The 11,806-nt window shown below is 66.4% G+C and carries 10 protein-coding genes and 1 tRNA gene; 10 read left to right on the forward strand and 1 reads right to left on the reverse strand.

Annotated features, from left to right (window positions below; translation table 11 throughout):
* Positions 1 to 93: 93 nt before the first annotated feature.
* A complete protein-coding gene (locus AB0N81_RS27015) occupies positions 94 to 1,320 on the reverse strand; it encodes a pyridoxal phosphate-dependent aminotransferase (protein WP_365362672.1) in 1,227 nt (408 codons plus the stop codon).
* 181 nt (positions 1,321 to 1,501) lie between these two features.
* On the opposite strand from AB0N81_RS27015, the gene AB0N81_RS27020 reads away from it, so the two are divergent.
* The 10 genes from AB0N81_RS27020 to rpoB all read left to right on the forward strand — a co-directional run bounded on the left by AB0N81_RS27020 (position 1,502) and on the right by rpoB (position 11,764).
* A tRNA-Trp gene (locus AB0N81_RS27020) sits at positions 1,502 to 1,574 on the forward strand.
* Between the two features lie 107 nt (positions 1,575 to 1,681).
* Complete coding sequence (secE, locus tag AB0N81_RS27025; protein ID WP_365362674.1) at positions 1,682 to 1,966, forward strand: preprotein translocase subunit SecE; 285 nt, start codon at positions 1,682 to 1,684, stop codon at positions 1,964 to 1,966.
* Positions 1,967 to 2,043: 77 nt separating this feature from the next.
* Positions 2,044 to 2,949, forward strand: coding sequence for a transcription termination/antitermination protein NusG (gene nusG / locus AB0N81_RS27030; RefSeq protein ID WP_365362676.1), 906 nt, complete (start codon positions 2,044 to 2,046; stop codon positions 2,947 to 2,949).
* A gap of 166 nt (positions 2,950 to 3,115) precedes the next feature.
* Positions 3,116 to 3,550: a 50S ribosomal protein L11 gene (gene rplK, locus AB0N81_RS27035; protein ID WP_030782612.1), complete on the forward strand. Its 435-nt coding sequence runs from the start codon at positions 3,116 to 3,118 to the stop codon at positions 3,548 to 3,550.
* A gap of 89 nt (positions 3,551 to 3,639) precedes the next feature.
* Entirely contained in the window at positions 3,640 to 4,362 is a 723-nt protein-coding gene (rplA, locus tag AB0N81_RS27040) for a 50S ribosomal protein L1 (protein WP_365362678.1), read from the forward strand.
* Positions 4,363 to 4,519: 157 nt separating this feature from the next.
* Complete coding sequence (locus AB0N81_RS27045; protein ID WP_365362785.1) at positions 4,520 to 5,416, forward strand: hypothetical protein; 897 nt, start codon at positions 4,520 to 4,522, stop codon at positions 5,414 to 5,416.
* Positions 5,417 to 5,528: 112 nt separating this feature from the next.
* The gene (locus tag AB0N81_RS27050) at positions 5,529 to 6,392 is read left to right on the forward strand and encodes a DUF6612 family protein (RefSeq protein ID WP_365362680.1); all 864 of its coding nucleotides are present in this window, start codon (positions 5,529 to 5,531) and stop codon (positions 6,390 to 6,392) included.
* 270 nt (positions 6,393 to 6,662) lie between these two features.
* Positions 6,663 to 7,193: a 50S ribosomal protein L10 gene (gene rplJ / locus AB0N81_RS27055; protein ID WP_150216777.1), complete on the forward strand. Its 531-nt coding sequence runs from the start codon at positions 6,663 to 6,665 to the stop codon at positions 7,191 to 7,193.
* Between the two features lie 108 nt (positions 7,194 to 7,301).
* Positions 7,302 to 7,685, forward strand: coding sequence for a 50S ribosomal protein L7/L12 (gene rplL / locus AB0N81_RS27060; RefSeq protein WP_365362682.1), 384 nt, complete (start codon positions 7,302 to 7,304; stop codon positions 7,683 to 7,685).
* A 593-nt stretch (positions 7,686 to 8,278) separates the two neighbouring features.
* Entirely contained in the window at positions 8,279 to 11,764 is a 3,486-nt protein-coding gene (gene rpoB / locus AB0N81_RS27065; RefSeq protein WP_365362684.1) for a DNA-directed RNA polymerase subunit beta, read from the forward strand.
* Positions 11,765 to 11,806: the final 42 nt, after the last annotated feature.

Raw genomic sequence — 11,806 nt, forward strand, 5'->3', positions numbered from 1 at the left:
GGTAGCGGCTTCCACCTTTGTGGTACTCCCGAACGAAGAAACGGGCCGTCTCTCCGGAGGAGAGACGGCCCGCACGCACGCGTGGAGCCCGACTCAGTCGCGGGCCTCGGCGAGCAGCTTCTGGACCCGCGAGACGCCCTCGACGAGGTCCTCGTCCCCGAGCGCGTACGAAAGACGCAGGTAACCCGGCGTACCGAAGGCCTCGCCAGGAACGACCGCGACCTCGGCCTCCTCCAGGATGAGCGCGGCCAGCTCCACGGAGTCCTGCGGACGCTTGCCGCGGATCTCCTTGCCGAGGAGGCCCTTCACCGAGGGGTAGGCGTAGAAGGCACCCTCGGGCTCGGGGCAGACCACGCCCTGGATGTCGTTGAGCATCCGCACGATGGTCTTGCGGCGCCGGTCGAAGGCCTCGCGCATCTTCTCGACGGCGACCAGGTCACCGGAGACGGCCGCGAGCGCGGCGGCCTGCGCGACGTTCGAGACGTTGGACGTGGCGTGCGACTGCAGGTTCGTCGCCGCCTTCACGACGTCCTTCGGACCGATGATCCAGCCCACCCGCCAGCCGGTCATCGCGTACGTCTTGGCGACGCCGTTGACCACGATGCACTTGTCGCGCAGCTCGGGCAGGATCGCGGGGAGCGAGGTGAACTTCGCGTCTCCGTAGACAAGGTGTTCGTAGATCTCGTCGGTCATGACCCACAGGCCGTGCTCGACGGCCCAGCGCCCGATCGCCTCGGCGTCGGCCTCGCTGTAGACGGCACCCGTGGGGTTCGACGGCGACACGAAGAGGACGACCTTCGTGCGCTCCGTGCGCGCGGCCTCCAGCTGCTCCACGGAGACGAGGTAGCCAGTGGTCTCGTCGGCGACGACCGGGACCGGGACACCGCCGGCGAGACGGATCGACTCCGGGTACGTCGTCCAGTAGGGCGCGGGGACGATGACCTCGTCGCCCGGGTCGAGGATCGCGGCGAACGCTTCGTAGATGGCCTGCTTGCCGCCGTTGGTCACCAGGACCTGGGACGCGTCGACCTCGTATCCGGAGTCGCGCAGGGTCTTCGCGGCGATCGCGGCCTTGAGCTCGGGGAGGCCCCCGGCCGGCGTGTAGCGGTGGAACTTCGGGTTCTTGCAGGCCTCGACGGCCGCTTCGACGATGTAGTCCGGCGTCGGGAAGTCGGGCTCGCCCGCACCGAAGCCGATCACCGGACGGCCCGCGGCCTTGAGGGCCTTGGCCTTGGCGTCGACGGCGAGGGTCGCGGACTCGGAGATCGCGCCGATGCGCGCGGAAACCCGGCGCTCGGTCGGAGAAGTTGCAGCGCTCATCACCCCATCGTTCCAGACCCCGGACGGGCCCGGCGCGCGGGTTTCCAAGAGCATCGGAACCCATTCTGTTCGACGGGGCGCCGCAGAGCACGTACACTCACTGCTCGTTGGCCCTCACCGGCCGCTGCCTCTCGACGCACTCCGTGCACGTGGGTGGATGCGGTACGTTGGGGGAAATCAAAGGGTCGTAGCTCAATTGGTAGAGCACTGGTCTCCAAAACCAGCGGTTGGGGGTTCAAGTCCCTCCGGCCCTGCTACACACTCCTTCGCCAGGATGTGTGCGCATGTACGTACTGCATTGCACCGCCGTGCGGCTCAACCGGGCGCGGCACGGCCACGACCCGGAATCAGGTGAGGACGAGTGACGGACGCCGTGGGCTCCATCGACATGCCTGATGCCCAGGACGAGGCGCCGGAGTCCAAGAAGGGCCGCAAGGGCGGCAAGCGCGGCAAGAAGGGCCCCTTCGGCCGTCTCGCGCTCTTCTACCGCCAGATCATCGCGGAGCTCCGCAAGGTCGTCTGGCCGACTCGCAGTCAGCTCACGACCTACACGACAGTCGTGATCGTCTTCGTCGTCATCATGATCGGCCTCGTGACCGTGATTGACTATGGCTTCAGCCACGCTGTCAAGTACATCTTCGGCTGAGCCGAGAGCGAAGGGCGCCGTTCGTGGCGCCCATTTCGCGCGTTCCACCCCTCTGTATCCAGGAAGAAGCAGCCACCGTGTCTGACCCGAACCTGAACGACGCCGTTGAGCCTCGCGGAGAGGACGCGGAGTCCGTGGAGGACCAGCTCGACATCGTCGAGGCGGCGGACGCCGAGGACCCGGACCAGGCCGACGCTGCCGACGCCGCCGCGGGCGAGCCCGCCGAAGAGGCCGCCATGCACCTCGAGGGTGACGCCGAGGCCGTAGCCGAGTCCGACGAGGACGAGGCCGCCGCCGCCGAGGTCGCCGACGAGGAGCCCGCCGAGGCCGCCGCGGACGAGGCGCCCGAGGAGGAGGCCGAGCCGGTCGACCCGATCGCCGCCCTCCGCGAGGAGCTCCGCACCCTCCCCGGCGAGTGGTACGTCATCCACACCTACGCCGGTTACGAGAACCGCGTGAAGACCAACCTCGAGCAGCGCGCCGTCTCGCTGAACGTCGAGGACTTCATCTTCCAGGCCGAGGTGCCGCAGGAAGAGGTCGCGCAGATCAAGAACGGCGAGCGCAAGACCATCCGCCAGAACAAGCTCCCCGGCTACGTGCTGGTGCGCATGGACCTGACGAACGAGTCCTGGGGCGTCGTCCGCAACACCCCCGGCGTCACCGGCTTCGTGGGCAACGCCTACGACCCGTACCCGCTGACCCTGGACGAGATCGTCAAGATGCTCGCCCCGGAGGCCGAGGAGAAGGCCGCCCGCGAGGCCGCCGAGGCCGAGGGCAAGCCGGCTCCCGCCCGCAAGGTCGAGGTCCAGGTCCTGGACTTCGAGGTGGGCGACTCGGTCACCGTCACCGACGGCCCGTTCGCGACGCTGCAGGCGACGATCAACGAGATCAACGCCGACTCGAAGAAGGTCAAGGGCCTCGTCGAGATCTTCGGCCGCGAGACCCCGGTCGAGCTCAGCTTCGACCAGATCCAGAAGAACTGACGCTCTCTGGAACACACACCTCCGACCAGGTCAGACGGGCTCTCAAAGCCTGTCTGACCTGCTCGGTTTTTGGCCGCGCGACTATACCCGTTATCGTGGTGCGGTATGCCTCCATCCGGATGACTGGATGGTGGCTGGAAACTCTCACTAGGACCCGGAGAGAGCAATGCCTCCCAAGAAGAAGAAGGTCACGGGGCTTATCAAGCTCCAGATCCAGGCCGGCGCAGCCAACCCGGCCCCGCCGGTCGGTCCCGCGCTGGGCCAGCACGGCGTCAACATCATGGAGTTCTGCAAGGCCTACAACGCCGCGACCGAGTCGCAGCGTGGCTGGGTGATCCCGGTGGAGATCACGGTCTACGAAGACCGTTCCTTCACCTTCATCACCAAGACGCCGCCGGCCGCCAAGATGATCCTGAAGGCCGCTGGTGTCGAGAAGGGCTCCGGCGAGCCCCACAAGACCAAGGTCGCCAAGGTCACCGAGGCGCAGATCCGCGAGATCGCGCAGACCAAGATGGAAGACCTCAACGCCAACGACCTGGACGCCGCGTCGAAGATCATCGCCGGCACCGCCCGTTCCATGGGCATCACGGTCGAGGGCTGAGACTCTCCCCCCGTCTGACCTTTCTCCAGTGGTAGGGCCAAGCGCTGGCCCGCACCACGACTCCATACCTGAACACACCAGGAGCAGAAGTGAAGCGCAGCAAGAATCTCCGCGCTGCGGACGCCAAGATCGACCGGGAGAAGCTGTACGCCCCGCTCGAGGCCGTCCGTCTCGCCAAGGAGACCTCCTCGACCAAGTTCGACGGCACCGTCGAGGTCGCCATGCGTCTGGGTGTCGACCCGCGCAAGGCCGACCAGATGGTCCGCGGCACCGTGAACCTCCCGCACGGCACCGGCAAGACCGCCCGGGTCCTGGTCTTCGCGACCGGTGACCGTGCTGCGGCCGCGGAAGCCGCTGGGGCCGACATCGTCGGCGCCGACGAGCTCATCGACGAGGTCGCGAAGGGCCGCCTGGACTTCGACGCCGTCGTCGCCACCCCGGACCTCATGGGCAAGGTCGGCCGCCTCGGCCGCGTGCTCGGTCCGCGTGGTCTGATGCCGAACCCGAAGACCGGCACCGTGACCCCCGACGTCGTGAAGGCTGTCAACGACATCAAGGGCGGCAAGATCGAGTTCCGCGTCGACAAGCACTCGAACCTGCACTTCATCATCGGCAAGGCGTCCTTCGACGACACCAAGCTGGTGGAGAACTACGCCGCGGCCCTGGAGGAGATCCTCCGTCTGAAGCCGTCGGCCGCCAAGGGTCGCTACATCAGGAAGGCCGCCATCACCACCACGATGGGCCCCGGCATTCCGCTGGACTCGAACCGCACCCGCAACCTCCTCGTCGAGGAGGACCCGGCCGCCGTCTGAAACTGACGGCAGCCGCGTCGCGTACGCGTTCTGTGGACGGGCCCCGCAACCTTTCGAGGTGCGGGGCCCGTCCTGTTTGTGTACGGCCCTTTCGGATACGTCTGTCAGAGGCCTGCGTTAGCGTGCAGACACCATGAACGCCAAGGGGTGGGACTACATGAACAGCACGATCATGCGCCGGACCGGTCTTTCGATCGCGGTGGTCGCCGCGCTGACGGGCCTCACGGCCTGCGGCTCGGGCGATTCCTCGGACAAGGCCGACGGCGACAAGGGCAAGGGCGGCATCAAGCTCAGCCCGATAGCCGCCCTGCGCACGGTCGAGAAGTCGACCGACAAGGCGGACACGGCGCGGGTCGACGGTTCGACCACCATGGGCTCGCTCACGGCCATGGACATGAAGGGCGTCATGGGCTGGTCCGACGGGATCACGGGCAACGTGACGGTGACCTTCACCGGCGGTTCGCAGGCCCAGCAGATGCGGCAGCTGGGCCAGACGAAGCTCGACTACCGCTACCTGAAGAACGGCTTCTACGCGAACATGGGCGACAAGTTCGCGGCCCAGGCGGGCGGGGGCAAGCACTGGCTCGAGTACGACTACGACACGCTCGCCGAGATGAGCGGCGCCGCGGGCGAGGCCTTCCAGGACCAGATGCAGAACACCACGCCGAACCAGTCGGTGAAGATGCTGCTGGCCTCCGGTGACGTGAAGCGCGTCGGCGAGGAGAAGGTCCGCGGGACGCAGGCGACCCACTACTCGGGCAAGGTCGACATCGCCGACTTCACCGCCAGGAGCGCGGACCTGGACGAGGACCAGATGTCCGAGCTGAAGAAGCAGTTCGATCAGGCCGGCATCAGCACCGAGACCATCGACATCTGGGTCGACGACAACGATCTGCTGGTCAAGAAGATCGAGAAGGCCGACACGAAGAACGGCCCGTTCTCGCAGACGGCCTACTACAGCGACTACGGCACGCCGCTCTCCGTGGAGAAGCCCCCGGCCTCCGACACGATGAGCTTCAAGGACCTGCTGAACAAGCAGCAGCCCGCGGTGTAGGCCGCGGCGGCCGACCGATCCCACCCCGGAAAACCGGAGTAGAGCACGGCTTACCTTCGGGTAATCTCACTCCACCGCAATAAGTGGATCAAATGTTCCTAGGGGTGGGGTCATGAGTATTTCCGTACGTACGGGACGCAAGAGAGCCGTGGGCGCCGCGCTGGCAGCCGTGCTGCTGGCCGGCGGCGCGGCCGGCTGCGGGTCGGAGAAGGGCGACAAGGCCGACAAGGCGGGTCAGGACATGTCGCCCGCGGCCGCCGTGAAGAAGGCCGCGGACAAGACCGAGGACCTCACCTCGTTCACGTTCCGGATGAAGGGCACCGTCCCGGGGGACGGGCGGGTCCAGGCCGACGCGTCGATGAGCACCGAGCCGCTCGCCATGCAGATGAAGATGTCCGCGCCCGACCAGGGCCCGGAGAAGATGGAACTGCGCTACGTCGACGGCGGGATCTACCTCGGCGGCGGCAAGGAAGCCGCCAAGGAGATGGACGGCAAGAGCTGGATCAAGTTCGACGCCAAGGCCATGGAGAAGGCGGGCGGCAAGTCCGCCGCCACCTCGGCCTCCTCGCAGGCCGAAAACAACCCGGCCGACCAGTCCACGCTCCTGACCGGCTCAAAGGACCTGAAGAAGGTCGGCAGCGAGTCCGTCGGCGGCGTCGAGACCACCCACTACGCGGGCACGGTCACGCTGGACCAGATGCGCAAGCTCGTCGAGGACGAGGACGCGGCCACCAAGAAGCGCCGCGAGAAGAGCATCAAGCAGTACGAGGACATGGGCGTCGACAAGCTCGAGATGGACCTGTGGGTCGACGGCGAGGACCACACCAAGCAGTTCCGCGCCCGCGGCAAGGGCGACAAGGGCCGCCTCGACATGACCATCACCTTCCTCGACTACAACAAGCCGGTGAACGTCGAGGCCCCGCCGAAGTCGCAGGTCATGGACCTCTCCAAGGAGATGAAGGGCCTCCAGGACTGACGGATAGCGACGGATTTGCCTGACGCGGACCCGTTCGCGTACTCTTCCGGAGAAGCCAAAGACCGCTGGTCGTTGCCGTGTCCTCGTAAGAGGGTGCGGCGGCCGAAGGATCCGCTGAGACGGCGGACGACCCGCGCAGGTGACTGTGGATGTGCTCCTGAATCGCATGCGATTCGGTCGAGCTCACGCCCCGTGCGCCTGCGCCGGGGCGTTTCGTTTTGTCGGCCCCTTCTGAGCGGTCCTCATCACCCGGAAGGAGGCCGACGCTCTATGCCGACGCCCGACAAGGCTGCCGCGGTAGCCGAGCTCACGGACAAGTTCCGCAGCTCGAACGCCGCCGTGCTGACCGAGTACCGGGGTCTCACCGTGGCCCAGCTCAAGCAGCTGCGCCGTTCTCTCGGTGAAAACTCCGAGTACGCCGTGGTGAAGAACACGCTGACCAAGATCGCGGCCAACGAGGCCGGGATCAACACGCTCGACGACCTGTTCACGGGTCCGACGGCGGTTGCCTTCGTCACCGGTGACCCGGTGGAGTCGGCGAAGGGTCTTCGTGACTTCGCCAAGGACAACCCGAACCTCGTCATCAAGGGCGGTGTCCTTGATGGCAAGGCGCTGTCCGCCGATGAGTTCAAGAAGCTCGCGGACCTCGAGTCCCGCGAGGTTCTGCTCGCCAAGCTGGCGGGCGCCATGAAGGGCAAGCAGTCGCAGGCTGCCGCGCTCTTCCAGGCGCTTCCCTCGAAGTTCGTCCGCACCGCGGAGGCGCTTCGTGCCAAGAAGGCCGAGCAGGGCGGTGCCGAGTAATTCGGCTCGCACATTGACCGCCGCCTGAGGCGACGGTCACAGCGGGCCCAACGTACGCCCGCCTCCATGTACACACGGCACCAGCCGAATTAGTGGAAGGACGCCATCATGGCGAAGCTGTCCCAGGACGACCTGCTCGCGCAGTTCGAAGAGATGTCCCTCATCGAGCTCTCCGAGTTCGTGAAGGCCTTCGAGGAGAAGTTCGACGTCACCGCCGCCGCTCCGGCCGCCGTCGTCGCCGCGGGCCCGGGTGCCCCGGCCGCCGAGGCCGAGGCCGAGCAGGACGAGTTCGACGTCATCCTCACCGGCGCCGGCGAGAAGAAGATCCAGGTCATCAAGGTCGTGCGTGAGCTGACCTCGCTGGGTCTCAAGGAGGCCAAGGACCTCGTCGACGGCACCCCGAAGCCGGTCCTCGAGAAGGTCGCCAAGGACGCCGCTGAGAAGGCCGCTGAGGCCCTCAAGGGCGCCGGCGCCTCCGTCGAGGTCAAGTGACCTCACGAGTCGTCTGACTCTCTTCACCGCACGTACGGCACAAACGCTGTAACGCGCGGGACGCCTAAGGCGATCACCCAAGTGGGTGGTCGCCTTTCGGCGTTCCCGGGCACGCGTGTGAGGGCGCCTTGCGATGTCGGTCCCGGCGAGTATGGTGATCTTCGTTGTGCCTCGGGACAGCCCGTGACGGTGAGTGTCTCAGGGCTACGTCTGGGCTGGGGGGCCTTGACGAACCGCACGCAGCGCGCAATTCTCAGGACGCGTCGTCACAACGATCCGGATCCGAGGCATGGATCGGCGGCGAAGAGGGCAGTATCGATGTGCATCGAGGGCGTGGCTTGCAGCAGGGGTTGAGAACAACGAGGGTCTCCCAGAACCCGCACTGGACATCAGTGGGCCAACTGGCTACACTGACCCTTTGCGCTGCCTGTTAGCTGCCTCCTGCCCGTCACCAGGGGCATGCCCATGCTTGAGCACCGTGGACTGAAACTTCCCTGACCTGGCCAAACAGCCAGATCAGGAAGGTCTGTCTCTGTGTCCAGCCTGGGACCGGTACGCGCGTAGTGAGTCCGAGCCCTCGGAAGGACCCCCTCTTGGCCGCCTCGCGCACTGCCTCGACCGCGAATACGAACAACGGCGCCAGCACCGCCCCGCTGCGCATTTCCTTTGCAAAGATCAAGGAGCCCCTCGAGGTTCCGAACCTTCTTGCGCTGCAGACCGAGAGCTTTGACTGGCTGCTCGGCAACGACGCGTGGAAGGCTCGTGTCGAGGCGGCTCTTGAAAGCGGACAGGACGTCCCCACCAAGTCCGGTCTGGAGGAGATCTTCGAGGAGATCTCCCCGATCGAGGACTTCTCCGGGTCGATGTCCCTGACGTTCCGCGACCACCGCTTCGAGCCCTCCAAGAACTCGATCGACGAGTGCAAGGAGCGCGACTTCACGTTCGCCGCCCCGCTCTTCGTCACCGCCGAGTTCACCAACAACGAGACCGGCGAGATCAAGTCCCAGACGGTCTTCATGGGCGACTTCCCGCTCATGACCAACAAGGGCACCTTCGTCATCAACGGCACCGAGCGTGTCGTCGTGTCGCAGCTGGTCCGCTCGCCGGGTGTCTACTTCGATTCCTCGATCGACAAGACGTCCGACAAGGACATCTTCTCCGCCAAGATCATCCCGTCCCGGGGTGCCTGGCTGGAGATGGAGATCGACAAGCGCGACATGGTCGGTGTGCGCATCGACCGCAAGCGCAAGCAGTCGGTCACCGTTCTGCTCAAGGCTCTCGGTTGGACGACCGAGCAGATCCTCGAGGAGTTCGGCGAGTACGAGTCCATGCGCGCCACCCTGGAGAAGGACCACACCCAGGGCCAGGACGACGCGCTGCTCGACATCTACCGCAAGCTCCGTCCGGGCGAGCCGCCGACCCGTGAGGCCGCTCAGACCCTGCTTGAGAACCTCTACTTCAACCCCAAGCGCTACGACCTCGCGAAGGTCGGCCGCTACAAGGTCAACAAGAAGCTGGGTGCGGACGCTCCGCTCGACGCGGGCATCCTCACGGTCGAGGACATCATCGCCTCGATCAAGTACCTGGTGAAGCTGCACGCCGGTGAGACCGAGACCGTTGGCGACAGCGGCACGTCGATCGTCGTCGAGACCGACGACATCGACCACTTCGGCAACCGTCGTCTGCGCAACGTCGGCGAGCTCATCCAGAACCAGGTCCGCACGGGTCTGGCTCGTATGGAGCGCGTCGTCCGCGAGCGCATGACGACCCAGGACGTCGAGGCGATCACGCCGCAGACCCTGATCAACATCCGCCCGGTCGTGGCGTCGATCAAGGAATTCTTCGGCACCTCGCAGCTGTCGCAGTTCATGGACCAGAACAACCCGCTGTCGGGTCTCACCCACAAGCGCCGTCTGTCGGCGCTTGGCCCGGGTGGTCTCTCCCGTGAGCGGGCCGGCTTCGAGGTCCGTGACGTGCACCCGTCTCACTACGGCCGCATGTGCCCCATTGAGACGCCCGAAGGCCCGAACATCGGTCTGATCGGTTCGCTCGCCTCGTACGGCCGCGTCAACGCGTTCGGCTTCGTCGAGACGCCGTACCGCAAGGTCGTCGAGGGCCAGGTCACCGACGACGTCGACTACCTGACGGCCGACGAGGAGGACCGCTTCGTCATCGCGCAGGCCAACGCGCCGCTGACGGACGACCTCCACTTCGCCGAGGCCCGCGTCCTGATCCGCCGCCGTGGCGGAGAGATCGACTACGTGCCCGGCACGGACGTCGACTACATGGACGTCTCGCCGCGCCAGATGGTGTCCGTCGCGACCGCGATGATCCCCTTCCTGGAGCACGACGACGCCAACCGTGCCCTCATGGGCGCGAACATGATGCGTCAGGCCGTGCCGCTGATCACCGCCGAGGCTCCCCTCGTCGGCACCGGCATGGAGTACCGCTGCGCGGTCGACGCCGGTGACGTGATCAAGGCCGAGAAGGCCGGTGTGGTCCAGGAAGTCTCCGCGGACTACGTCACGGTCACCAACGACGACGGCACGTACACCACGTACCGCATCGCCAAGTTCTCCCGGTCGAACCAGGGCACCTCCGTCAACCAGAAGGTTGTCGTCGACGAGGGCGCCCGCGTGATCGAGGGCCAGGTCCTGGCCGACGGTCCCGCGACCGAAGAGGGCGAGATGGCCCTCGGCAAGAACCTGCTCGTCGCGTTCATGCCGTGGGAGGGTCACAACTACGAGGACGCGATCATCCTGTCGCAGCGCCTCGTGCAGGACGACGTCCTCTCCTCGATCCACATCGAGGAGCACGAGGTCGACGCCCGTGACACCAAGCTCGGCCCGGAGGAGATCACCCGGGACATCCCGAACGTCTCCGAAGAGGTCCTCGCCGACCTCGACGAGCGCGGCATCATCCGTATCGGTGCCGAGGTCGTCGCCGGCGACATCCTCGTCGGCAAGGTCACGCCCAAGGGTGAGACCGAGCTGACGCCGGAGGAGCGCCTGCTCCGCGCGATCTTCGGTGAGAAGGCGCGCGAGGTGCGCGACACCTCGCTGAAGGTGCCGCACGGTGAGATCGGCAAGGTCATCGGCGTACGCGTCTTCGACCGTGAAGAGGGCGACGAGCTGCCGCCGGGCGTGAACCAGCTGGTTCGTGTCTACGTGGCGCAGAAGCGCAAGATCACGGACGGCGACAAGCTGGCCGGTCGTCACGGAAACAAGGGCGTCATCTCCAAGATCCTTCCGATCGAGGACATGCCCTTCCTTGAGGACGGCACGCCCGTCGACATCATCCTCAACCCGCTGGGTGTCCCGTCCCGAATGAACCCGGGACAGGTCCTGGAGATCCACCTCGGCTGGCTCGCCAGCCGCGGCTGGGACGTCTCCGGCCTCGCGGACGAGTGGGCGCAGCGCCTCCAGGCCATCGGCGCCGACCAGGTCGACCCCGGCACCAACGTCGCCACCCCCGTCTTCGACGGTGCGCGTGAGGACGAGCTCGCCGGTCTGCTGCAGCACACCATCCCGAACCGCGACGGCGAGCGCATGGTGCTCCCGTCCGGCAAGGCGCAGCTGTTCGACGGCCGCTCCGGTGAGCCGTTCCCGGACCCGATCTCGGTCGGGTACATGTACATCCTCAAGCTGCACCACCTGGTCGACGACAAGCTCCACGCGCGTTCGACCGGCCCGTACTCGATGATCACCCAGCAGCCGCTGGGTGGTAAGGCTCAGTTCGGTGGCCAGCGCTTCGGTGAGATGGAGGTGTGGGCGCTGGAGGCATACGGCGCCGCGTACGCCCTCCAGGAGCTGCTGACGATCAAGTCCGACGACGTGACCGGCCGCGTGAAGGTCTACGAGGCCATCGTCAAGGGCGAGAACATCCCCGAGCCCGGCATTCCCGAGTCCTTCAAGGTGCTCATCAAGGAAATGCAGTCGCTCTGCCTCAACGTGGAGGTGCTGTCCTCGGACGGCATGTCCATCGAGATGCGCGACACCGACGAGGACGTCTTCCGCGCGGCGGAGGAGCTCGGCATCGACCTGTCCCGGCGCGAGCCGAGCAGCGTCGAAGAGGTCTGACGGGTCTGGCCGGGGCCTCCTCGTGAGGCCCCGGCCCTGCCC

Origin of the sequence: Streptomyces sp. NPDC093510, assembly GCF_040683555.1 — a bacterium.
Lineage (GTDB): Bacteria > Actinomycetota > Actinomycetes > Streptomycetales > Streptomycetaceae > Streptomyces.

Coding starts and splice junctions, on each gene's coding strand:
- rplJ (WP_150216777.1), top strand. CDS start 6,663: ATGCCGACGCCCGACAAGGCTGCCGCGGTAGCCGAGCTCACGGACAAG.
- rplK (WP_030782612.1), top strand. CDS start 3,116: ATGCCTCCCAAGAAGAAGAAGGTCACGGGGCTTATCAAGCTCCAGATC.
- AB0N81_RS27050 (WP_365362680.1), top strand. CDS start 5,529: ATGAGTATTTCCGTACGTACGGGACGCAAGAGAGCCGTGGGCGCCGCG.
- AB0N81_RS27015 (WP_365362672.1), bottom strand. CDS start 1,320: ATGAGCGCTGCAACTTCTCCGACCGAGCGCCGGGTTTCCGCGCGCATC.
- AB0N81_RS27045 (WP_365362785.1), top strand. CDS start 4,520: ATGAACAGCACGATCATGCGCCGGACCGGTCTTTCGATCGCGGTGGTC.
- rplL (WP_365362682.1), top strand. CDS start 7,302: ATGGCGAAGCTGTCCCAGGACGACCTGCTCGCGCAGTTCGAAGAGATG.